The organism is Polymorphobacter sp. PAMC 29334, assembly GCF_019431245.1.
GTDB classification, from domain to species: Bacteria; Pseudomonadota; Alphaproteobacteria; order Sphingomonadales; family Sphingomonadaceae; genus Polymorphobacter_B; species Polymorphobacter_B megasporae.
Genome location: NZ_CP080243.1, coordinates 1922853 through 1945358, shown reverse-complemented (window position 1 = coordinate 1945358; position 22506 = coordinate 1922853). Strand labels below are relative to the sequence as shown.

At 62.1% G+C, this 22506-nt stretch carries 18 protein-coding genes and 1 pseudogene; 9 read left to right on the top strand and 10 right to left on the bottom strand.

Going from position 1 to position 22506, the window contains the following annotated elements; translation table 11 throughout:
* Positions 1–42: 42 nt before the first annotated feature.
* Both tnpB and KZX46_RS13080 read right to left on the bottom strand, forming a co-directional pair.
* Positions 43–372, bottom strand: coding sequence for an IS66 family insertion sequence element accessory protein TnpB (tnpB, locus tag KZX46_RS13085; protein ID WP_226895846.1), 330 nt, complete (start codon positions 370–372; stop codon positions 43–45).
* A 29-nt stretch (positions 373–401) separates the two neighbouring features.
* Positions 402–860, bottom strand: a complete 459-nt coding sequence (locus KZX46_RS13080) for a transposase (protein ID WP_216711671.1) — start codon at positions 858–860, stop codon at positions 402–404.
* Between the two features lie 279 nt (positions 861–1139).
* Between KZX46_RS13080 and KZX46_RS22925 the strand changes: the two genes are divergently transcribed.
* Positions 1140–1697: a PEPxxWA-CTERM sorting domain-containing protein gene (locus KZX46_RS22925; RefSeq protein ID WP_226895944.1), complete on the top strand. Its 558-nt coding sequence runs from the start codon at positions 1140–1142 to the stop codon at positions 1695–1697.
* A 639-nt stretch (positions 1698–2336) separates the two neighbouring features.
* A complete protein-coding gene (locus KZX46_RS13070; protein WP_219774363.1) occupies positions 2337–4025 on the top strand; it encodes a DUF885 family protein in 1689 nt (562 codons plus the stop codon).
* A gap of 75 nt (positions 4026–4100) precedes the next feature.
* On the opposite strand, the gene KZX46_RS13065 is transcribed toward KZX46_RS13070, so the two are convergent.
* Together KZX46_RS13065 and KZX46_RS13060 are read right to left on the bottom strand one after the other, a co-directional pair.
* Positions 4101–5558: a diguanylate cyclase gene (locus KZX46_RS13065; protein ID WP_219774362.1), complete on the bottom strand. Its 1458-nt coding sequence runs from the start codon at positions 5556–5558 to the stop codon at positions 4101–4103.
* A gap of 57 nt (positions 5559–5615) precedes the next feature.
* Positions 5616–5927: a CHASE3 domain-containing protein gene (locus KZX46_RS13060; RefSeq protein ID WP_219774361.1), complete on the bottom strand. Its 312-nt coding sequence runs from the start codon at positions 5925–5927 to the stop codon at positions 5616–5618.
* Between the two features lie 425 nt (positions 5928–6352).
* Here KZX46_RS13060 and KZX46_RS13055 point away from each other — a divergent pair, with 425 nt between their 5' ends.
* Complete coding sequence (locus KZX46_RS13055) at positions 6353–7771, top strand: amidase (RefSeq protein ID WP_219774360.1); 1419 nt, start codon at positions 6353–6355, stop codon at positions 7769–7771.
* 306 nt (positions 7772–8077) lie between these two features.
* Here the strand turns inward: KZX46_RS13055 and KZX46_RS13050 are convergent, their stop codons facing one another.
* The 4 genes and pseudogenes from KZX46_RS13050 to KZX46_RS22920 all read right to left on the bottom strand — a co-directional run.
* Positions 8078–9991: a peptidase M61 gene (locus KZX46_RS13050; RefSeq protein ID WP_219774359.1), complete on the bottom strand. Its 1914-nt coding sequence runs from the start codon at positions 9989–9991 to the stop codon at positions 8078–8080.
* A 38-nt stretch (positions 9992–10029) separates the two neighbouring features.
* Positions 10030–10263, bottom strand: a complete 234-nt coding sequence (locus tag KZX46_RS13045) for a hypothetical protein (protein ID WP_219774358.1) — start codon at positions 10261–10263, stop codon at positions 10030–10032.
* Positions 10264–10544: 281 nt separating this feature from the next.
* Entirely contained in the window at positions 10545–11255 is a 711-nt protein-coding gene (locus tag KZX46_RS13040) for a LysR substrate-binding domain-containing protein (protein WP_226896283.1), read from the bottom strand.
* Between the two features lie 90 nt (positions 11256–11345).
* Positions 11346–11471 (bottom strand): annotated as a pseudogene (locus tag KZX46_RS22920) (LysR family transcriptional regulator); the annotation flags it as partial.
* Positions 11472–11587: 116 nt separating this feature from the next.
* Here KZX46_RS22920 and KZX46_RS13035 point away from each other — a divergent pair.
* On the top strand, positions 11588–12133 hold the full coding sequence (locus KZX46_RS13035; RefSeq protein ID WP_216710349.1) for a carboxymuconolactone decarboxylase family protein: 546 nt from the start codon (positions 11588–11590) through the stop codon (positions 12131–12133).
* 244 nt (positions 12134–12377) lie between these two features.
* Positions 12378–12848 (top strand): hypothetical protein, encoded by a 471-nt coding sequence (locus KZX46_RS13030; RefSeq protein ID WP_219774356.1) that lies wholly within the window; start codon positions 12378–12380, stop codon positions 12846–12848.
* 115 nt (positions 12849–12963) lie between these two features.
* Here KZX46_RS13030 and KZX46_RS13025 read toward each other — a convergent pair whose 3' ends face one another.
* Positions 12964–13566 carry a PEPxxWA-CTERM sorting domain-containing protein gene (locus KZX46_RS13025; protein WP_226895943.1) on the bottom strand — a complete coding sequence of 201 codons (603 nt, stop codon included), beginning with the start codon at positions 13564–13566 and terminating at the stop codon, positions 12964–12966.
* Between the two features lie 166 nt (positions 13567–13732).
* Here KZX46_RS13025 and KZX46_RS13020 point away from each other — a divergent pair, with 166 nt between their 5' ends.
* Both KZX46_RS13020 and KZX46_RS13015 read left to right on the top strand, forming a co-directional pair.
* Positions 13733–14737, top strand: coding sequence for a helix-turn-helix domain-containing protein (locus KZX46_RS13020; RefSeq protein ID WP_219774355.1), 1005 nt, complete (start codon positions 13733–13735; stop codon positions 14735–14737).
* 164 nt (positions 14738–14901) lie between these two features.
* Positions 14902–16743: a M3 family oligoendopeptidase gene (locus tag KZX46_RS13015; protein ID WP_219774354.1), complete on the top strand. Its 1842-nt coding sequence runs from the start codon at positions 14902–14904 to the stop codon at positions 16741–16743.
* Between the two features lie 144 nt (positions 16744–16887).
* On the opposite strand, the gene KZX46_RS13010 is transcribed toward KZX46_RS13015, so the two are convergent.
* Complete coding sequence (locus KZX46_RS13010; RefSeq protein WP_219774353.1) at positions 16888–17415, bottom strand: L,D-transpeptidase; 528 nt, start codon at positions 17413–17415, stop codon at positions 16888–16890.
* A gap of 910 nt (positions 17416–18325) precedes the next feature.
* Here KZX46_RS13010 and KZX46_RS13005 point away from each other — a divergent pair.
* Positions 18326–19489: a LacI family DNA-binding transcriptional regulator gene (locus tag KZX46_RS13005; protein ID WP_226895942.1), complete on the top strand. Its 1164-nt coding sequence runs from the start codon at positions 18326–18328 to the stop codon at positions 19487–19489.
* A 136-nt stretch (positions 19490–19625) separates the two neighbouring features.
* On the top strand, positions 19626–22493 hold the full coding sequence (pgmB, locus tag KZX46_RS13000; RefSeq protein WP_219774352.1) for a beta-phosphoglucomutase: 2868 nt from the start codon (positions 19626–19628) through the stop codon (positions 22491–22493).
* Positions 22494–22506: the final 13 nt, after the last annotated feature.

Genomic DNA, 22506 nt, shown 5'->3' with positions numbered 1-22506 from the left:
GGCTACCGCCGATATGAGTCAATCTACCGCAGGCACAGTGGCTTAGCCGGCGATCTGCGGCACTCTCGTGCGTCTGGCCTGATGCACCCGGCGCCAGTCCAGACCTTCCACGAGTGCGGCGAGCTGGGCGGCGGACAACCGCATCACGCCGTCATGAACAGACGGCCAGCTAAAGGCGCCGGCTTCCAGCTTCTTGGCCATCAGGCACAGGCCGGTGCCGTCCCACCAAACCAGCTTGACCCGGTCGGCCTTCTTGGCCCGAAACACATAGACGACGCCGGAGAAGGGATCGCCGCCGAGCTGGGCCGTCACCAGCGCCGCCAGGCCGTCCATCCCCTTGCGGAAATCTACCGGCCGCGTGGCGACCAGCACGCGGGTGGCACCGCTTGGCCCCGGCGCCGTCAACGGCTGCCCTTCAGCGCATCCAGTACCGCCGCGATCAGGGTCGCATCGGCACCGCGGCCGATCCGCACCGAAATGCCGTCCATGCTCACCTCGATCGGGGCTGGGATACTGCCGCGACGGGCAGACCGACGTCGTCGCGGAGATCTGGCCGCCGATGTTGCGGGTAGCGGCGATGGAACCTCTTCAGGCTCGACGATCGCCGGCACGAACAATGGCGCTTCGGCGGGCTCCACCGGGCGGCGCAGCTGCCGCCGCCACGTGAACAGCTGGCTGGGGCAGATGTCGTTCCGACGCGCCACGTCACAGACGGTGATGCCGTTGCCGGCATAGCTCTCGGCAACGATCTGCGCCTTCTCATCATCGGACCATGGCCGACGCCGCCTCGTGCCGGTGAAAACCTCGATCCGCGCCGCACGACCGCCCATCGAGCCAGCATCGTCACATGACATCATCATAGCATCAGCACCGCCAGCCCCTGGGACAAGCAGGACTCGCGGGTTACGCCGTCATGAGCAAGGCGGGGTCAGCACAGCGCTTACAACGTAACTCGCATCTCGGATTTTGATCGGCACCTCCAGCAGGACGGCACGTATCAAACGAACTCGTCGCAATCCGACTATTTTACCAGCTTCACCCAGCAGATCGTGGTTGCTGATTTCGCTTTCAGGTACAATCAATTCGAGATTCCCGACTTTCTGATCTCCGAAGGTCAGTCCGCCAGCCCGCTGATTTCCATGCTTGGCAATCCCGTCCGCGATAGTCTGCTCCAGGGCATCACCAACCCGCAGAATGGTAGCTTCGCCGAGGCCAGTTTTGGATCGTCGGACAGTCAGTTCGCCTTTAGTCCCACCGGCAGCCACCACGATGGTGCCGACTTTACCTCGGTAGAGCAGTGGACGGTGTCGAACAGTTTCGATCAATCCCAGTCGGGTGCCGAGCAGAAGCTCCAGACCTACTTCAGTTATGGCAATGACTACGACAAAGTCTTGGGCGTGCCGCCTTTCGTCGTCCGTACCCCGGCGCAGTTTCTGACGTCCTTGGCGGGCTTGCAGTTCTCGTTCTCGACCGAATTCACCAGCGACAGCTATCAGTCAGTATTGAACGAGGAGGGTTATTTTACGATCCTCTACGACAACACCTATCAGCACGGGCTGTCAGGCTCGGCGACGCTCGTTTCGATCGCGGCGGCCGTGCCCGAGCCGGCCAGCTGGGCGCTGATGATCGCCGGCTTCGGCCTTGTCGGCGGGGCAATGCGCGCCCGCGCCACCGGCGTCCGCTACACGACCGCCTAGCCTTCGGATCGGCGAGCCGCGGGTTCCCACCTGCGGCTCACCACTGGCCCAACGAACCGAGAGGAGGGCGGTTATCAGGAATTCGCCCCCCCAAGTGGAATAGCCGACTTTGGGGGGGAAGCAGCCGCCACGCGCCTCGACACAAACCGCTGTCCTACACCCCGTCCACTGGACTAGCCTGCCCCCGTCGCCACGGGCGGCGCTTGTTCTTTCTCATTACTGGCCCACGGCAAGTCGACACGTTCACGGAAGAGGTGAAGACGGTTTCAACCGTCCGAAAACGTCAACTCTGTCAACTTAAGCAATGCGGGGCCCCCTGTGTCACGGACGCCCCGGAGCGCGGTTTCGCAACGACAGAAACGTCAACTCTGTCAACTTAACGCCCCAGCGCCCGGTCCAAGCACGAGCCGATCACTATGACGGAAGCCGAGCGGCGCCGCGGTCGTGGGGAACATGGTGCACGTTCCCGCTCAGCGCTGAGTGGCGACGCCACCGCGGCGCGGCCAGGGCTCAAGGCCGCCGTCGGCACGACGCTGAGATCGGCCTTCCGCAGCCCGACTTCGGTTGCTCGTTTATCCCTCGCTTTTGCTTCTCGGAAATCTCGGGCATGCCTCGACGGGGCAAGGCACGAGGCGAGATATGCGACAGCTGATCTGGGCGATGACGGTTACCGCACTCGCGTCGGCAACCTGCTCGCAAGCAGCTCCGGCGCAATCCCCCGTTGCCGCCCAAGCGGACGCTGGGCACGCCGACCTCGTGACGCTCTTCACCGACTGGCGCGCCTTCGTACAACCCGACATTCGCGCCGGCGTCCCCGATTACAGTGCTCCGGCGATGGCGCGGAAGGCTGCAGACCTGCCCCGGTTCCGCGCTCGCCTGAACGCGATCGCGACCACCGGCTGGCCTGCCGCCGACACCAATGATTGGCGGTTGATCGAGGCCGAGATGAACGGCTTCGATTTCTATTTGCGTGTGCTGCAGCCATGGGCGCGCGATCCCGGCTTCTACCAGACCGTGTTCGGTGAGGAGAGCGACGTTCCCGCACACGAAGGGCCGTCAGCCAGCCCGGCGATCGACCTGTTCAAGTTCACTTATCCGCTGTCGCGCGCGGACGATCGCAAGCTGACCGAACTGCTCGGCGGCGTGGCGGCGACGCTGACGGCCGCGCGCGTCAACCTCGCCGCCAGCAACGCCGCCGATCTGTGGCGCTACGGCGACCGCGCCTTCCGCGAGCAGAGCGAGGTGCTCGCCGCGCTCGATCGCGGCGATCTCAAGATGCGGACCTTTTCGGGCGAGCAAGCCGCGTCGCTCGCCGGTGCCAGCCCGGCACTGCGCAAGGCGGTGCGCGACGCGAAGGCCGCCACCGACAGCTTCGCCGACTGGATCGCCGCCGAGGCACCGAAGAAGACCGGCCCCTCCGGCGTCGGCAAGGCGAATTACGACTGGTACGTCGCGCACGTCGATCTATCGCTCAACACCTGGGACCAGCAGGTGACGCTCCTCCAGCGCGAACTCGATCGCGCTCTGACCTCGCTGCGGCTCGAGGAGGTGCGCAACCGCAACCTGCCGCCGATTACGCCGATCGACGACGCGGCAGCCTTCCGCCGGATGGCCGAGGCCAAGACCGCTAAATTCAACGACTTTCTCGTCGCGACCGGCCTCGTCCCGGACCAGCCGTATTTCCGCAAGGCGATGGCAGCGCAGACGAGTAGCTATGCTGCCCCCGGCCCCGACCGCAACTTTTTCGCGAATGTGACTGCGCTCGATCCGTTGCCGCTGCTGTCACATTCGACGCACTGGATCGAGCTGGCCCGCCTGCGCTTCGAGCCGCGCGCGAGCAGGATCCGGCAGACGCCGCCGCTGTTCAATATCTTCTCCGATCGCTCCGAAGGCTTTGCGACCGCGATGGAGGAGATCGTCATGCAGGCGGGGCTGTACGACGACATCCCGCACGGCCGCGAACTCGTCTGGATCATGCTCGCCAATCGCGCCGCGCGCGGGCTCGCCTCGCTGCATGTGCAGGCCAATGAAATCGACCTTGCCGGCGCCGGGCGCTTCCACGCCGAGTGGACACCGCGCCATTGGTCGAACCCGCAGAGCAAGCTCGTCGGTTTCGAGCAGCTCCTCTACCTGCGCCAGCCCGGCTACGGCCCGAGCTACGTCATCGGCAAGATCCAGCTGGATCATCTCTTGGCGCGCGCCTCGCATGAGGCCGAGGTGGAGGGTAAGCCGTTCGTACTGAAGGACGTTTTCGCCCGTATAATGGCAGCTGGCATCCTGCCGCCGACACTTATCGAAGACGAGATGTACGCCCCAATCGAGAAGTAGGTCTGGCGCTCAATCGAACGGCTACTCGGACGGCTTCGTGGCAGCCCAAAGATGGGCCTTCGGTAAGGTGACAGGTCAACCAGAAGCCTGCAACCGGACGATCTGCGGCGATGCCAACTCGGTTCGACCACTTTCGGTCACCGATGACGCGATTTCCATTCGATCGCGACCGAGCCGCTTGGCTTTGAACAGAGCCCGGTCGGCCTCCAGCACCAACGTGCTCATCGGCCTGTCTCCGCCCGCCGACCACGTGTCGATGCCAAACGACATTGTCACGGGGCCAAGCTTGGAGCCCTGATGAAGGACCGTCAGCTCGCGGACGGCCATGCGGAGCGCCTCCACACGTTCCTGGACGAGCGTGGAAGACGCGCCCGGGGCAATTACGGTGAACTCCTCTCCGCCGTAACGGCAGACGATGTCACCCGTCCGAAAGTGCGACTGGATAAGGCCAGCAACTGCGGCCAGCAGGATATCTCCGGCCTCATGGCCATGACCGTCGTTGAACCGTTTGAAATGATCGACGTCGCACATGACGATCGACAGCGGCGCGCCGTTTCGCTCCGCGCGGCCCGATTCAAGCGCCAAGGCTTCTTCCATGTAGCGCCGATTGAACAGCTTGGTCAGCGGATCGCGGATCGATTGCTCGCGCAAGCGTGAGCGCAAATTGTCGTTGACCAGCGCCAGCGCGACACTTTCCATAAGCGCATCCAGACGGAAGCGCTGCTCGCCTTCGATCCGCCCCTCGATATAAATCAGCCCCAACACTTCGCCGCCGGCGAGAATTGGTTCGCAACGGCGCTCGGCCGCACAATACGCGACGTGAGCGCAGACGATGTCTGCGCCCGGATCCTCGATCAGGTGCGTCTTTCCACGCCGCAGCCCCCAGCAATCGCCCGGAGGAAACATCTCCGGCGAGGATTGCAGATCGCCCCAACTCGATATTCGAAAAAGCATATTGCGTGAGTGGTTGTGCACATAGAGAGCCCCAGCAACGCCGGGCAGCAATCGCGGCATAAACGTGCCGAGGACCACGGAAAGTTCGCCGTCAGCCTGGATTGCTTGAAGCCTCTGTGCCATTTCGCTCAGCATCTCGACGGATTGCTGACGCGCTTCCTGCGTGTCGATTGCATTCACCAGCCGAGCCGCCATGTCGTTGTAGGCCGAGGCTAACCGCCTAAACTCGACACTTCGGACGATCGTGGACGCGCGAGCACTCCGGTCGCCCGCGCCAAAGCGCGTCACCACGTCGAGCAAGTTTGCCAGCGGCCGTGATATCCCGGTGCGGATGAGCCATGCGACGCCGCCGATCAGCAGCACCAGAATTGGGAAGCCATAGACGAGCAGCGCCCTCGCCTGTTGAACTTCGTTCCTGGCATTGTACGTTCGAACAGAGAGAAGTCGGCGTTCTTCGTTCCGCATCGCCGCAATCTGCTGGACGATTGTCGACATCAACGCTTTGGCACGGAGGCGGGCGCCGACGTCGGTATTCGTGCCCAGCGGATTCGCCCGCGTCCGTTGCGCCGCGCGCGCCATGAGGTCGACCTTCTCGCCGGCGGCACGCGCGAGTTGGATCGCGCGTTCCTCCTGAACCTAATTATCGCGGACGAGTGAGATCAGCGCGGCAGTCGATGCGCTCACGTCTGCTAATTCGACATCGAAACCCGCGAGATAGCCTGAGTCGCGGGTCAACAGAAATCCGCGCAGACCTGACTCCGCCTTGCTTAGCCGGAGTTCGATGCCGTCGAGGCTCGTGATAACCTCTTGAGTGTGCCCGACCCAGTCGAAGGCATCCTGAGACCGCGAACTGCTTTGCAGGAGAGTAACACCGAAGAACAGCGCTGTGCAAGCTGCTAAAGCAGCAACACCGTAGATGCGCACTCTGAGTGAGCCAAATATGCTCACGCTCACATCTTGCCATCAGACTGGAGAGCATGCCGTCCGGTAGGTTCAATAGTGATCATACTTACCAACAACTTTACGCAACACCCTCAACTCAATAGCACGTGTATGTGTAACAGATTAAGATTGCGGCACATGCTCGCGGAAAGATCCGCGTTAACTCCTTTTCTTTCGGGGGTCGGCTTTTGGATGGAGCCAAGCCGCTCTTCCCGTGCGCTCGAGCGGTTTTCGACCGGCAGACTCATCTAGGCAAAGATCGCGAGCAGCCGTCATTCGCATGGTGCGATTTCTAAGCGGATATTCATCCACAGAGGCGACGGGTGACCCATCACCCACGGCAAGCGAGAAGCTAGCTCCGGCGAATCGATCGCGCTACCGGTAGTCAAACAGGCGCAAAGCCACTTCCATTAGAGTTCTGGGGACCGATCATGAACGACCTGTTGAGCCATGATGCGCTGGGTCAGGCCGAGCTCATCGCTAACGGCAAAACCAGCCCCGCTGAGCTCCTCGAAGCGGTCATCGCGCGGGCCGAGGCGACCAATCCGGCGCTCAACTTCATTGCGCAGCCGTTGTTCGATCGAGCGCGGCACGCCGCTACCGGATCGTTCAGCGGCCCATTCGCTGGCGTGCCGTTCCTCGTCAAGGACCTGCATATGCATATCGCAGGCGAACGCTCGGGCGAGGGCAGCCGGCTGTGGAGCGACTATCGGCCGACTTATTCGTCGACCTTGTACGAGCGCTTCGTCGCGGCGGGCCTGAACACGTTCGGCAAGACCACTACGCCCGAGCTCGGCTTGACCGTGACCACTGAGTCCAGGGCTACCGGGCTGACGCGCAATCCCTGGAATCATGCCCACAGCGCCGGCGGCTCGAGCGGCGGCGCGGCGGTGGCAGTCGCGGCGGGGGTGGTCCCGATTGCGCATGCGTCGGATGGCGGGGGTTCGATCCGCTGCCCCGCATCGGCATGCGGTGTGTTCGGGTTGAAGCCGTCACGCGGCCGCGTGCCCGTCGGTCCGCGCCTTACCGAAAGCTGGCTCGGCATGACGGTCAACCACGCGGTCAGCCGTACCGTTCGCGACAGCGCGGCATTACTCGACGCCGTCCACGGCATGGAGGCTGGCAGCCGTTATACCGCCCCGGAACCCGAGGGCGGCTTCCTCAACAATGTCACGCGTGAGCCCGGCCGATTGCGCATCGCACTGATGCTCGAGCCGCTGTCGGGCAGCCCGGTCGATCCGGACGTTCTCGCGGCAACGCTCGATGCGGCAAAGCTGCTCGAAAGCCTCGGCCATCAGGTCGAGGAGGCCGCGCCGACGCTGTCGAATGACGAGCTCGGCGCCGCGATGACCGCAGTCGTTGGTGCATGCACCGCTGCCGACATTGCCGCCCGCCTGCACGCGTTGGGACGCGATGATGCGGGCGATGACATCGAGACGATCCCGCAAATGTGGGTGCACATCGGCAAGCAGACCACTGCCCTTCAGCTTATTGCGGCAAACGAAGCCTATCAGCGCGCCGCGATCGTCATGGCCGAATTCCAGACCACCTACGACATCATCCTGTCGCCGGTATTCGCGCAGCCGCCGATCGAACTCGGCCGCATAGACTTGTCGCCGCCCGATCTGGCCGAATGGACGCGCACTTTGCTCGGCTATAGCCCGTTCACTGCGCTGGCGAACCAGACCGGTCAGCCAGCGATGTCGCTGCCGCTGAGCATGAGCCGGAGCGGGTTGCCGATCGGGGTTATGGCGACGGCACGGTATGGGGACGAGGCGCTGCTATTTCGCCTTGCCGGCCAGATCGAGCGCGCAGCTCCCTGGGCCGGAAAGCGGCCACCGCTGCCGTGACCTGACGGGCCGTGTCGTGACCGACCGCTTCCCGGACCCGCTTGACCGATCGGTGCCTGCCCCGCGGCAAATCTGGCGGCACCGTCTTCACGGTCGCCACGGCACGGCTCCCCTCCGGCATCGCCAAAATCCGCTGGATCGAGCTCCTGCAGAATTGCGGCACTACCACCGGAGTAACTCCGCCTGTGACCCGACTCGAACCGACGCTAGCGCATGGCCCTGGGTAAGACAGCGCCTATCCGCAGACCTTCCAAATCGGTCGCGCTGAGGCTGAGGGCGCGGCGCTTACGCTAGCGCGCTCGGCCTTCACCGCGGCGTTAGAAGTGCTGCCAGTCCGTCCGGACGTTCGGTAATTCGCTCCAGGCGCGGGTATCGCAGCCCGGCGCGATAATCGATCGTCCGCGTCACTAAGCGTCCATCCTGCTCCCAGGTCAGTGCCAGCGCCGTCGTCAGTGTGTTCCGGACCGCGTTGTCGAGCGCGCCGCGCGTGAATGGTGCACCCCCGATCGCTTTGATCCGAACCCCCGGAGCCATGCCTACCCGAAATGCCGGCCCATTCCACGCAACCGCGCGGACCCTGCCGTCGTCCGCGACCGTCAGTCCGACCGAATAGGACAGGTCCGACCCGCCGATTTCCTGCTCGTTTTGCTGGAATGTCAGCGTCGGCTGGGCGGTATAGGCGAGACGCCACCCAAGCCGCTCTAGTCCTTCGGATGTGTTCACCTCGGCATGCCCGTCGACCCAGCGCTGCAGGAACCCGCCCCAATCGAACGGTGTGACCCGATTCAAGGCGGCGCTGACATCGCCAAGGGTGTAGGTACGGGCTGGCGTTCCCGGCCCGGCACCGGCGAAGAAGTCGTGCGCGAAGTCGTCGATGCCGCGCCGCCCGCCGGTCTGCGCGCGCAGCATGGCATCGACGTCGAGCCACAGCATGACGCCTTCGAGGTAATAATCCTTGCGCCGCTGCCAATCGCGCCACGGAACCGGCTGCCGGAGCATGAACGACGGGTAGTTCACATCGTCCGACAGGGGCCGCCATGCGCGTCCCGGGCGGTTGGCAACCTCGGCCGCGTCGAGCGCAAGCTTGTCGAGGGTCTCCTCGCGGCTTCGCAGACCGGCGCGCGCGGCGAGTACGCGCCCCCAGAATTCGGATTGGCCTTCGTAAACCCACAGCAGGCTACCGCCTTGTGGGACGTTGGGCGTCGGCGCCCACAAGTCGGCGGGGACGCGATAGAGCCCGTTCCACGCGTGGACGAATTCGTGCGCGATGATGTCACGGTTGTTGAGCTGCCCGGCCCAGTCGCGAAAATAGGCCGACGCCATACTGATCTCGGCCGAGGCGCGATGTTCGGTTCCGCCGGATGAGCCGTCGTCGCTCATTCGTGCCAGCACCTCGTATCGGTCGAACGGCGGCGCACCGAACACCGCGCGCGCCTGCGTTACCATGCGACGCAGATCGTCGACGCGCTCGGACGGGATCGCGAGATCGCCGACCCGTGGCGCGACCAGGTCGAAGCTTACTGCACCAGGGCCGTTTGGCCCGAGCGGTACCTGTACCGCGTGAACTCCCGCCAGAACCGGTGCATCGAGCAATTGCTCCAATGAGATTGGCCTGAAGTGGAGACTGTCTCCCTCCGCACGAACAGTGTCGAGCGATGTGAATGCCTTGAGACCAGTCGGCAACGTCACCGACGGCGCGACCATGACGTTTCGCGCGTACCATCCAGCCGAGTACAGCAGCAGGTGCTGCCACGACACCGCGACGACATCGGCAGACAGGCGATCGGCGTCCGCGACGATTTGAAAGCGCACGTCGATCGTCCGTACACCCGCAGGAATGTCGAGGTGAAAGGCGTGCGGCTCGACCTCGTCCCGATGCCACGCGAGCGGTCGCCCGTTCGCCGACACTTCCAGCCCGGCGAGCTCGGTGACGGTGAGGCTCGGGCCGTGGCTTGCCGCCTCCCAGCGCGGGTAGAGCAGCGTCATTGCGCCGGCGTGCTGCACCGGCACACCCTCGTAGACGACGAACACCCGGTGCGCCACGTCACGTGCATCGACGTCGAGCACGATTGCGCCGCGGAACATACGGTCTGCCGGAGGGTCAATCGGTGATCGCGCCAGCGTCTGTACCGGCAAATCCGTTCGTATAGTCGCTGGCGTCGCGCCCGCCGCCGCGGCGCACAGCGCGATGCCTGCGCTCGCCATTTTCCAGTTCGGCATTGTTTTAACTCGTCCTGTCACTTCCGGCCGCCGCCTTGTCATCGAGCCTCCACAGATGCACGAACGGTCGTCGGCACCCCGATCTCGAACGGGGTCACGGCGAAACCGAAGCGGCGAGCGAACTTGCCGCCGTCGACCACGTAGGGGCGGTCCCACGTGAAACTGACATCAGCCACCCCTTTGGCGAAGTGGTAGACTAAAGCCAGCAGACGCAGCAATGGCGCCGGTACCGCCCAGACCCGCAACGTGCGGCCGAGCGTGGCGGTGGACATTGCAAGAAGTCCGCGGGGCGTGCGGGTGGGGCGCATGTTCCAGACTTGACCGAAATCGCTAACGGACGCGTCGAGCAGGATCGCCGCCGCGCGCGCGATGTCGGACTACCGCCGTGGATCGTCATGCCCGAGGACCGTAAGACCAGTGTACTGCGTGCGTCGCAGTCTCTGCCTTTTGGACGGTGATGACCTGGTTGAACTGGGCGTTGGGCTCGCCGATCGACTATTACGGCGGCAGCGCGCGGCCGAACGGCGTTGGTCTTCGTGATCTCCACTGCTTTTTAGGGTGCGGCAAGGACCGGTCGTTGCTCACCGAAGCCGTCGTCGAAGTGCGCCAGGCGCGTTCGTGCAGTATCGATAAAGGCGCGGACATTTACCGAGGCTCGGCGGTTCGCCTGGTAGACAAGATGGACCGGCACTGCTGGCGGCGCGGCGCTATCGAGCAGCGTGACCAGGCGTCCCGAGGCAATCGCAGCCGTAGCCTGATACGAGAACACGCGCGCGATTCCGGCACCGTCGACTGCGGCGGCGATCGCTGCATCGGCGGTGTTCACGCTCAGCCGCGGCTCGATCCGAATCGCGGGCTTGCCCGCCTGTCCGAACCGCCATTCCTGGCCGCGGTCGAGTTCGGTGAAGGCGATCAGCGCATGATCGTGGAGTGCCGTGACGCTGTCCGGCGTGCCGTGCGCGGCAAGATAGGCCGGGCTAGCGACCAATATTCGCCGCACATCGGCGACTTTAAGCGCGTGGAGCACCGAGTCGGAAAGGTCGCCGACCCTGACGGCAACATCGATCCCCTCGTCGACCAGTCGCACCCGTCGGTCGATGAGCGTCAGTTCGACCTTGAGTGCTGGATGCGCGCGCAGCAACGCCGTCACGATCGGCAGGATGTGAAGCCGCCCGAAGGTCACGGGCGCAGTGAGCACCAGCGTCCCGCCCGGCGTCGCGGAACCGCCGCGCAGCGCGAGTGCCGCCTCGTCGAGATCCAGCAAGATTGCGCGGCAACGCTCCAGATAAAGCGCTCCTGATTCCGTCAACCTGACCGAGCGTGTCGTGCGGCTCAATAGTGCCGTCCCAAGGGTTTCCTCGAGCGTGGAAATTGCCCGGCTCGCAGCCGTCTGTGAGATGCGAAGACGTCGTGCCGCTTCGCTGAAGCTGGCCTCGTCGGCAACCGCTACAAACGTCCGGAGCACGTCGAGTTGGTCCATCGTTATCCCGTATTCCGCATGAGTAAGGTGCATATAGACCGGATTATCATCATACGCGCGATAGAGCATTTGAAGTGGGCAGGCCGCACTTGGCGACGCTGCCAAGGAGAAAACTCATGTCACGCCTGACCATCCCTGCCCGCGCCGATGCTCCCGCCAAGTCGCAGCCGCTCCTCGATGCCGTCGAGAAGACCCTCGGCGTCGTCCCCAACATGTTCCGCCTCATCGGCACCAGCCCGGCCGCGCTCGAAGGCTATCTCAGCCTCAACGGTGCGCTCGGCCACGCCCTCGATGCCAAGACCCGCGAGCGCATCGCACTTGCCGTCGCTCAGGCCAACGGTTGCGACTATTGCCTGTCGGCGCACACCTATCTCGGGCTGAACCTCGCCAAAATCGACGAAGTCGAGATCGCGCTGAACCGGGCCGGCCACTCGGGCGACGCCAAGGCCGACGCGGCTGTCGTGTTCGCTAGCAAGGTGCTCGAAGCGCGCGGTCGCGTCAGCGACGCGGACATTGCCGCCGTGCGTCTCGCGGGCTTCACCGAAGCGCAGGTCATCGAGATCGTCGCGAGCGTCGCGGTCAACGTGCTGACCAACTACGTCAACAACGTCGCCCACACCGACATCGACTTTCCCGTCGTCCACGCCGCAGAAGCTGCCTGACGGACTATGGTCGCGGACCTGAAATCGCGGCCTTGATGACTGAAAAATGTTCGAATTGGCCGCCGTCATTTTTACGGTGGCCAACGGACATCGACGCTGCTGCGGCAACCACAATCTAGGATGATGACGATGAGTCATAAGAAGATGGCCGATTATATTATGGCTATCGCATCAGTCAGACTGTGCACGCCGCGGCAGTGTCGACGTTGGCGGACCATGCCGCGCGCAGCACCGTTATACCTGAATGGTTGGCGCTCGACGAGGGGCTGGATCTCGTTTTTACCCGTCGTTTCTTACATGCCTGCGTATCGATCGACTTGCTGCCTCACGGTGCCGGGATGTTCGACGAAACGATGCATTTTACGACCTTGTCGTCGACAGCGGCGTAACGCGCAGTCTGACCCCGGAAGAGATCGCGGCGTACGACGCGCCGTTCCCCGATGAGCGCTTCAAAAAAGGCGCGCGACAACTTCCCACCCTGGTGCCAATAACTCCCGAGCATGCCTCGGTCGCCGAGAACATTGCCGCGTGGAAGGTGCTCCGCCGTTTAGAAAAACCGGTCCTGACCGCGTTCGGTGATAAGGATGCGGTCACCCGCGGCGGCGAGAAGGTCTTCATAGACCGCATTCCCGGCGCGCGCGGCCAAGCCCACTCAATCATCGCCGACGCCGGGCATTCCTCCACGAGGACGCGCCCGAGGAATTATGCGCGCTGATAGATACGCTGATCCGCAGCGACGTCGAGGTGACGGCATGACCTGCGGGCGTGACGGAGAACGGGCCGTCGAAACTTGGTCGACGGCCCTTGGGTCGCCCCGAGAAAAGGAGACTTCAGGCGAAGCTGAAGCCGGTCGCAACGGCACCCTTGCGGCGACGCATCTTCGAACCGACCAGACCGAAGCCGCCGATCATCATCGCCCACATCGAAGGTTCCGGAACCACACCTGCGGTCGGACCGCCATCGTCGGGGTTCGGAACGACGACGCCCTTGCTGGCAAACACTACGCCAGCCTCGATCTCGCGATTATAGACGAATACGCCTTCCAAACCCCAAATCGACGTTTCACCGGCGACCGAAGGGGTGACGAAATTGAGGCCAATACCGCGTCCTTGATCATACTCGTCGGGTACAACGAAATAGATTGAGGTAAACCCGTCGCCTGAAATGAGCTTCGCCCCCGCGGTATCCTTATTATAATTGAAAGCAGGAGCGTCCATTCTATCTAAATATAGTTCGGGGTCGGCCGAAAAGAAGCCCGATGACGTCGCGATATTGTAATCAATGACGCGCGTAGCCGCGTCGTCCGTCGTGAAACTTCCCGAGGCAGTTGCCCAATCCGAGAACATCACATCTTTCAGGGTGAAGGTGATCGCAGCCTGAGCCGAGCTCGCGAGCATACATCCGACTACCGATACGAAAAGTAAATTACGCATAAAAATCCCCTTTTACGTTGAACTTGGGGATGGTTTACTTATCATTAATCAGTGCGCAACAAGCAGCATATCCATTTTGGATCACACTCCGTTTCGTTATTGATGCCCATCGCCTATGGGAGACAACGCGTGTGATCTGGAGCGCCGGGCGAATTGGAAAGCCGTCTTGAACGATATTGCCGTCAGGAAACTCTCCCGGTTGGGCAACGAGCTTCATCTGAGTTCGTCGATCGCGACCGCCGAGCTGGTGCCGGGACATTTCGAGTCTGCCGTCGTCCTGATCCTGCTGCTGCGCCGATGTGGCGGTGACTGGATCGACGGCGAATGCTTTCGCCGTCCGCAGAAGATCGTTCAGTGCGCATCGATCAACGCGCTCGCAGCATCCCTGCACAAGCCTTACGCGACCACCCACCGCCACGTGATGCGCCTGATCGATCTCGGTTGGGTCGTGTCGGTGGACAGAGGGGTCGCTATCTCCATCGATCCCCGAATTGAGCACCAGATTATCGAACTGATGGTTTTCGCCCACGACAGTATCGTACGCCTGACCGAAGATCTGGGCCGGGACATGCCGTTCCGGTCCGCCAACCGAATCCCCGCACCCGATCTCAGATGGCGCATTATCGCTATGGCCCTCGATATTTGGTTGGTGCCGTTCGAATACGCGGCCGAGCCTGTCCCCGATTGGACGAGTAAACTCGTCTGGATCATCATCATCGTCGCCAATGTCCGGCATATTACCATCGATCCGGGGCTCACCGAGCGATATGCCAACAAGTTCACCCCGGACGAAGTTCGCCGGCCGATCACGGCACGCGCCATCGCCCGACTGTCGGGCTTGAGCTATGGAACGGTGTACCGGCATTGCCAGACGCTCGCGAAAAAAGACGTGATCCGCTACCAACGCGAAGGGTGGGTGCTGGCCAGTCGACAGATCGGAAGCGATCAGATCGATCGGGGTGTCCGTGCATTGCTCGACTATTTCAAGAAACGGATCGTCGAGCTGGTCAGCTATGGCTTCGATCCGACCAATGCTGCGACGTCCTATCTCGATCGGCGGCCCGAGTATGTGTCGCTTGCTCTATCCGACCTGCCGGAAAACGAATGTGGCACGGAACGTCCTAGGGATGCCCACGGATGGGCGCGTGCCCGTTCGGGAGGAGCAGGTTGACCTGGCTCATGGCAATCATGATTAGCGCTTCAAAGAGGCTCGTCGAGACCGGTGGCAGGCCAAGCGAATACAGGGGTCAAGACCGCAGCTGCATTTCACCTTAGCCCGCTCGATTTTCAAATTAAGTTGGTGGCGCGCCGCGGCCACGTCGTTGAGGAGCCTGCATGAATCGGCGTGAATTGCTGACCGGAATGTCGTTCTCAGCTGTGGGGCTGGTGACGAAGCCGACTTTCGCCGGGGACGCCTTGCCGACGGAATCGGACCTGCGCGACCTGTACGAGAACGATGGTGCCTGGACCGCAGCCTTGGATGCTGCCGAGGCACAGGTGGCACAGCTCGGCGCTTTTGAAACCGGGTTTGCCCGGAGCCCACACCTGTTCGGCTACGCGCTGACGGCAATTTCGCAGGCACACCGGCAGTCGATGCGGCTCTCGACGTACGCCCGGCTGTCGGCCAGCGCCGATCTGCGCGATGTTGCCGCCCAGCAACGGCGAACGCGCGCCGACACTCTTGCTGGCGAGTTGGTCGCATCGACGGCGTGGGTGGACCCGGCGATCCGAATGCTGGGCCGCGAGAAAATTGACGCGTGGTTGGCTGCCGACCCGGCGCTAGGGCCCTTCCGGCACCGTTTATACGACGTGCTTAGACTGGCCTCCCATGCACTGCCGGCGGGCGAGGTTGCCGCTTTGGCCTCGGGCAGTCAGCTGTTCGATGGTCCTCAAGCCACCTATAATCAGCTGCTGGGCTCGGACATGCCTCATCCGATGATCCGCTTGTCAATCGGGGAAGATGTTCGCCTCGACGACGCGGGCTATACGCGTGCACGGGCCATCGCCGACCGAACCGATCGCAAGCGCGTGTTCTACGCGTTCTGGAGCAGCTACGGCGCTTACGAAAACACCTTGGGGTCGATTTATGCGACGCAGGTGGCGGCCGACAACATGCTGGCCCGCCTCGGGCGCTACGACAGTGCACTCGACGCCGCACTTGCGGCTACGGCGACGCCGCGGGCGGTTTTCACAACGATGATTGCAGAGACGCGCGCCGGAATTCCGCTCCTGCAACGCTATCTTCGCCTGCGCCGGCGGGCGCTGAACCTTCCAGACCTCCATTATTATGACATCTATGCGCCGCTCGGTCGCACCACGCGTACGTTCTCCAGCGCGGCCGCTCGCGCTGCGATGATCGACAGCATCCGACCTCTCGGCACAGACTATGTCGCGAGGCTGGAGGCTGCGAGCGGCGCGCGTTGGGTCGATTTGAAACCGCGCCCGGGAAAATACGCTGGCAGCTTTATGAACTCCGACGCGTATGATGTTCATCCCTACATTCTGCTGAATTACAACGCCGACTATCAAGGTTTGACCAGTTACGTGCACGAATGGGGCCACGCTATGCACAGCGTGCTCGCAAATGCGAAGCAGCCATTCGAGACGGCGCATTATGAAACCTTCGTCGCGGAGATCGCGTCGACCTGCAACGAGCAACTGCTTGCTCAACACTTGATCGACACCGCCGTCGGAAAAGAGGAGAAGCTGTTTTATATCGGTCAGCTTCTCGAACTTCTTCGTCTGAATATCTTTCGCGAACCCATGCTTAGTGAATTCGAACACGCCGTCCACACTCAAGCCGCTGCTGGTGCGCCAATGTCCAGCAAGGTGATGTCCGAGACCTACCTCAAGCTTCTTGAGCAATACTACGCGCCAACCATGAACATCGATCAAGCCTATGCTATCGAGTGGTCATTCATTCCGCAATTCTACACCAGTTACTATTCGTTTCAGTATGCCACTGCCATCGCCGCGTCATCATATTTTGCGGAGGCGATCCGAGCTGGCCACGCGGGGGTTCGCGCGCAATACCTCATGATGTTAGCGGCCGGCGGCTCGGACTATGCCTACAACCTCGTTCGTGACGCCGGGGTAGATCTCGCGTCCCCCACGCCTTATCGTGCTGTGATGCGTCGCTTCGAAGCTTTGCTCGACGAACTCGAACAAGCGATCTGAAGATACTCGTCGGCAACACTGAGGAAACTGAGCGTCGGAGCGCAACGCCGTTACTCCGATGCGCTACCAAGTTACTCGACGATTGAACCGTTCTCTGCGTCCGTGGCTCCGCGCCTGCGACGCTACGGCCTGGCCTGTGCAGCCTTAAATTCCCGCCGCAGTCCATTCCGCCGCTTTTATCTCTGGAATGTTGAATTGCGCGTTAAGCGAACGTGTTTCTGGTAGAATATAGGCGACGCCTTTTTTGCGCCGAAAAGCGGGCTGGATAAAGCCATCGTAGAATGCAGTCGAAACGTTAATGCACCCCAACGAAATACGCCTCGCGGCGACGACCGGATTTGAGAGTAACGATGCCCGATTTTTTCGACCAGAATTCGAAGATCGGTCTGAGGCTCGATGAAGGGCGATTGCTGCGTCGTAATCAATCCACAAGATGTCCCGCCCCGCAAGGTCTTTGCCCGCCTCGACAACGAAGCGACCCGCCGGAGTGATGCGCTCGGCGGGCGTAATCGCCGACAATTTGCGCGTGCCAATTTCCGGCGGTGAGTCGTCGCCACGCGCGAGACCGAGCAACACAGGGGTCGTTGCGACCAAAGTGCCATCGGCATTGAACAGGAAAAGTCGAGACTCGATTTTGTCCACGATCATGAAAGACAGTGTGCCGTTATCCATTGTCGCTAGTACCCAATCTTTAGCCCGTTGCGCTTCGATCGATAACGCTATGTCAAGCGGTGCAGGATGGACCCGAGGAGACGCAACAGTCGGAGGTTTCAAGGCAGCAGCCAATGCTGGCTGTACACTGCAAAGCGCCAAGACCACCGACAGAGCCCTCAAGGCGAATATAGAGATAATAAGCACCGGAAATAGTTAACAAGTGTAAACCATGTATTCGCTGGCCACAAAAATCGAAAGTAAATAGAGGGTTAATGTTGGCTGAGATTTAGTCCAGAGGCTGATACCCTCGACCGGCCTCGCTCGTGGCGGGCGCCCAAAGGGGGCTCGCACTCGAGACTGCTCGATGCGTGCGTGCCATTGACGCGTCGTGACACCGCGACCCTCTCATCACGAGAGTATTCGTGCACCGACAAATTAATCGAGCAAATCTTTCCGCGCCGAGCTGATACGGAAGATGAAAGCGATATGCCCACGATATACTAGCTGCAGCCAAGGATATATGCAGACGGGCTTGCCGTCGTTCGAATGGTGCGAAAGGCATATTCGACAAATCTGTTCGCTTATTTTTCGGCACGTTCTACTACGATCGGAGCAATAAAATCGTCAAAATTGACTAGAATGACAGGCACGTTTATTGTTCGTCTCGGAAGAGCGTCGGCAACAGCAGATCGATCGGTGTTTTCGGGCTAACAGCGCCACCATCTAGATCACCGACCCATCCAATGTCGATTTTATTTTATTGAATACCTTGTTTGTTAGCGCCTTTTCTGCTGACGCTGAAAGCGTCACTGAGCATCTGAACGTGCATGGTTGCCTACACCGCTGTAACGACGTGCGCCTAATTGACAAATACAAAGCATGAGACACGCCCGGTCGCCTGCAAAAGCTTACGTACCCGAAGCGATGCATGAGGCGTCCGCCGAGCTACCGTGGCTGCTGCGTTCTGGTTTCAGGTGTGCTTCCTACAGGAACGCACGATCTAGGAAACCACCAGCGCACCCAAACTCGCGCCGCCGGCAAGCGGCAACATTTCAATGTATTACGAAATAACCTACGGCATTTCGCCATGGCCAAATCTTCCCCTGAAGGATCGCGAGAGCGCCCCGTGACAATGGCGGATTTGGCACGCGAGGCTGGCGTCTCGAAGATCACGATATCGCGAGCGCTTTCCGGCCATGCGCTCGTCAAGGACGCCACCCGCGAAAGTATAAGAAAGCTCGCAGAAGACCGCGGCTACCGGCTGAATATCGCCGCGAGAAACTTGCGTCAGCAGAGGACTGGGACGATCGCCGTGGTGATCGAAATGACGCCATCGCACGACCGATCGATGAGTGAGCCGTATCCGCTGTCGCTTCTTGGCGCGATCATGCAGGAACTTACCAGTCGCGACCACAATATGGTCCTGACAACGATGCAGATGTTTTGTTCGCTACCGCCCGCCGCCGACGGCGTCATCCTTCTGGGGCAGGGAATGCACGAAGACGCGGTCGAGATCGTCCAGCGGGCGGGACTTCCTTATGTAATTTGGGGTCCGGTCGATGGCAACGAGGCCCATGTCACCGTTGGATCGGACAATGTCCACGGCGGCCGCCTCGCCGCGGAGCATCTGCTTGCGCAGGGGCGCCGAAAGCTCATCTTTGTCGGCGACACGACCCACCTCGAGGTCGAGTACAGACTCCGCGGCTTTGGTGAGCGAATTGACGAGGGCGGTCATGGTCCAGTTCTTAGCATCGTGAGCCCATTCACCGAGGCTGGCGGAGAGCAGGCAATGCAGTCAGTTCTGGCCGACGGCGCGGGTCAGTTCGACGGGGTGTTTGCCGCCAGCGATGCAATAGCGATGGGGGTCATTTCCGCGATTACGCGGGCTGGACTTGCGGTTCCGGACGATGTCGCAGTGGTTGGCTTCGACGATGCTCCCGGCGCGTCACGGGTGGTCCCTCCGCTGACGTCGATCCGGCAGAACTGGGACCGCGGCGGAAAACTTCTCGCCAACAAGATTCTCCAGCTCGCCGCGGGGGGCAGCGCGCATTCAGAGTCGATGTCCGTCGAGATCGTTCGTCGCGCCACCTGACACCGCAAGCGCAGCCGCATCGACGGCCTAAAATGATATCGATAACTTGACATCGATAACTGTGACGCGTCTACACGACTGAAGGTGGCACAGTCGCAGAGCAGCACTATGCAAACTTTGGGGGGTAGACGCTCGTATGGGTGCCGCGAACGACGATCCGCAACAAATACTGCAGTCGTCAGCGATCGACCCGCGCGCCGAAACCTTCGCGTCTCTGTTTTCACTGGCCAATGGCTTGGTCGGAATCAGGGGATCGCTCGATGAATGCGCCGAGCACCCAGACACGATCTTTCCCGACGCCTATATCTCCCGGCCGATCGCATATCATGAATCGTTTCCCGGTTACACTCGCACGACCGACACGCGCATCCTGTGCCCGAGCCCGGTTCTCGTCCGACTGATCATCTCCGGCGAACCGGTCGATTTCGCGATCGCCACGATCACGCGCTTTTCGCGATCGCTCAATCTGGCGACGGGGCAGCAGCGACGCACGACCCGCTGGCGGCTAATCGATGGGCGCGAGATCGAGATCGATACGGCCCGGCTCGTGCCGATGGTCGGCACGGCGCTCGTTGCCTCACGCTTTCGGCTGACGGCGCTCGACTTTTCCGGCGAGATTGCCCTATTGCCGCGCTTCGGTATCAGCGCCGGTGCCGGTGCGGCGTCGGACGCCGACCCCCGCATCTCTGCTCGTCTCGCTCCGCCGTGGATGCAGGCGACCGCTGCGGACGGCAGCAGCCTGTTCACGTGTGGCGACGTTGCGCTGGCCTATCGCCAGTCGATTGTAGGGGATGCAGGCTCATGGACCGATGACACCGATGGCGGCGGGATCGTCGCTCACCTCGCGCCGGGCGATGCCGTGTCTTTCGACCGTGTCGTCGAACTGACCAGGGCGGCAGATAGGTCACTGCAGGCGCTGCCGGCGTACGACCTTCTGGCGGAGCAGCAGGAGACCGAGCTAGCGGAGTTTTGGGCCGGAGCCTATTGTGCGGTGGCCGACGACCCGCGTCTGAACGAGGCGCTCCGCTTCGGGCTTTTCGAGCTCTTTCAGTCGGCTTCGCGCCGTCCGGATCACGGGACGGCCGCCAAGGGCCTGACGAGCGACGGTTACGAAGGACATTATTTCTGGGATGCGGAGGCGTTCATGCTTCCGGTGCTCGCCTTCACCGCCCCGTCGCTGGCGCGCTCGGTCATCGAGTTTCGAATGGCGACCCTTGCCGCGGCGCGGGAGAACGCGCGGCAGATGGGGTTCATACGCGGCGCGCTTTATCCGTGGCGGACGATCGGCGGCGGCGAATGTTCGTCGCATTATCCGACTGGTGCCGCTCAGGTCCATCTGAATGGCGACATCGCTTACGCCATCAAATTCTACGTCGATGTTACCGGCGATAGCGTGTTGCGCCGCGAGGCTGCCGAAATGCTGTTCGAGACTGCGCGGATCTGGATAGATCTCGGCAGCTTCGATCCGCGGCGCGACAATGCCTTTTGCATTCGCGGCGTCACCGGGCCCGATGAATATACGATACTCGTCGACAACGACTTCTACACCAACGCCGTAGCGCGACTTCACCTGAGCTACGCCGCAGCCACCGCTGACTGGATGAAAGCCGAGCACGAGGCGGCGTACCTGTCGCTCGTGGCGAGTGTCGGTCTGACCGACGCTGAGGTCGCCGGGTGGGTCGCTGCCGCGCGGCACATGTGGCTCCCCGTCGATGCTCAGCAGAACGTCAACCCGCAGGACGACACGTTCCTCGACAAGCCAGTGCTTGCTGCATACCTGCTGAACCGGCCGCGGCGTCCGCTGCTGCTCGATCATCACCCGATGACCCTGTCGCGTCACAGGCTGTGCAAACAGGGGGATGTTATTCAGGCGCTGGCGATGGGCCTTATCGATCAACCCCTATCGCTGACTGCCCGTAACTACGCCTTTTACGAGCCCGTTACCTCGCACGATTCAACACTATCGGCACCGGCCTTCGGGATCATCGCCGCTCGGATCGGCGCGTTCGGCGAGGCGCGGCGGTTTCTTGAAGAGGCGGCGCTGGTCGACCTCGAAGACCGCCACGGTAACACCGGTGATGGCTTGCACCTCGCGGCACTAGCGGGGGGATGGCTCATCCTCGCGCAAGGTTGGGGCGGGCTCGCGGTTCGCGGCGGTGAACTCCATTTTGCTCCCCGATCCGCGCCGGAATTCGCGGCGTACAACTTCACATTGTCGTGGCAGGGTAGCCGGTTGCAGGTCGCCGTCGATCCCGATGGCGCAACCTATTCAGTGATGGCCGGCGGAACTGTCACGATTGTCGAACACGGCCGACGCGACGTCGTCGGTGCACTGCCGGTCCGCTTTACGCGACCCAAGGTCAGGGCGGTCATCTTCGATCTCGATGGGGTGCTGACCGATACGGCAGAGCATCATTTTCTCGCTTGGTCGGCGCTCGCCGAGCGGCATGGGCTCGCGTTCGACCGCACCTTCAACAAGCGCCTGAAGGGCGTCGATCGCGCCTCCTCCCTGCGCCTGATCCTCGATCGATCGGGCCGCAGTTTCGGCGACAGCGAATTCGAGACGCTGCTGGCCGAGAAGAATGCGATCTACCAAGGCTTCATCGCCGACTATTCGCCGAGCGACCTGTTCGACGGTGTGCGCGACTTGCTCGCCGCGTGCCGCTCCGCCGGCATCATGACCGCAGTGGCATCGGCGAGCCGCAACGCGGCATTGGTCATCGCGCGCCTTGGCATCGGCGCCGAGTTCGACTTCATCGCCGACGCCGCCGCGGTGGCGAACCCTAAGCCCGCACCCGACATTTTTCTCGCCTGCGCCGCGGCGCTCGGAGTGTCGCCCGGTCAGTGCGTCGGCGTGGAGGACGCGCAAGCCGGCATCGACGCGATCCGCGCCGCTGGAATGGTCGCGGTTGGCATCGACGCAGAGGGCGCACTGAGCGGAGCCGCGGTCATCCTGCCGGACATCGCGCGCCTCGACGTGGCGACGATCGGGTCGCTGCTTTGAGTTCGACAAAACT

What these genes read in the sequence shown, in the direction of transcription:
- KZX46_RS13035 (WP_216710349.1), top strand. Translation starts at nt 11,588, where the DNA reads ATGTCACGCCTGACCATCCCTGCCCGCGCCGATGCTCCCGCCAAGTCG.
- KZX46_RS13070 (WP_219774363.1), top strand. Translation starts at nt 2,337, where the DNA reads ATGCGACAGCTGATCTGGGCGATGACGGTTACCGCACTCGCGTCGGCA.
- KZX46_RS13030 (WP_219774356.1), top strand. Translation starts at nt 12,378, where the DNA reads ATGGTTGGCGCTCGACGAGGGGCTGGATCTCGTTTTTACCCGTCGTTT.
- KZX46_RS13055 (WP_219774360.1), top strand. Translation starts at nt 6,353, where the DNA reads ATGAACGACCTGTTGAGCCATGATGCGCTGGGTCAGGCCGAGCTCATC.
- KZX46_RS13015 (WP_219774354.1), top strand. Translation starts at nt 14,902, where the DNA reads ATGAATCGGCGTGAATTGCTGACCGGAATGTCGTTCTCAGCTGTGGGG.
- KZX46_RS13005 (WP_226895942.1), top strand. Translation starts at nt 18,326, where the DNA reads ATGAGGCGTCCGCCGAGCTACCGTGGCTGCTGCGTTCTGGTTTCAGGT.
- KZX46_RS13080 (WP_216711671.1), bottom strand. Translation starts at nt 860, where the DNA reads ATGATGATGTCATGTGACGATGCTGGCTCGATGGGCGGTCGTGCGGCG.
- pgmB (WP_219774352.1), top strand. Translation starts at nt 19,626, where the DNA reads ATGGGTGCCGCGAACGACGATCCGCAACAAATACTGCAGTCGTCAGCG.
- KZX46_RS13065 (WP_219774362.1), bottom strand. Translation starts at nt 5,558, where the DNA reads ATGGCGCGCGCGGCGCAACGGACGCGGGCGAATCCGCTGGGCACGAAT.
- KZX46_RS13045 (WP_219774358.1), bottom strand. Translation starts at nt 10,263, where the DNA reads ATGTCCACCGCCACGCTCGGCCGCACGTTGCGGGTCTGGGCGGTACCG.
- KZX46_RS13025 (WP_226895943.1), bottom strand. Translation starts at nt 13,566, where the DNA reads ATGCGTAATTTACTTTTCGTATCGGTAGTCGGATGTATGCTCGCGAGC.
- KZX46_RS13010 (WP_219774353.1), bottom strand. Translation starts at nt 17,415, where the DNA reads ATGGATAACGGCACACTGTCTTTCATGATCGTGGACAAAATCGAGTCT.
- KZX46_RS22925 (WP_226895944.1), top strand. Translation starts at nt 1,140, where the DNA reads ATGCTTGGCAATCCCGTCCGCGATAGTCTGCTCCAGGGCATCACCAAC.
- KZX46_RS13050 (WP_219774359.1), bottom strand. Translation starts at nt 9,991, where the DNA reads ATGCCGAACTGGAAAATGGCGAGCGCAGGCATCGCGCTGTGCGCCGCG.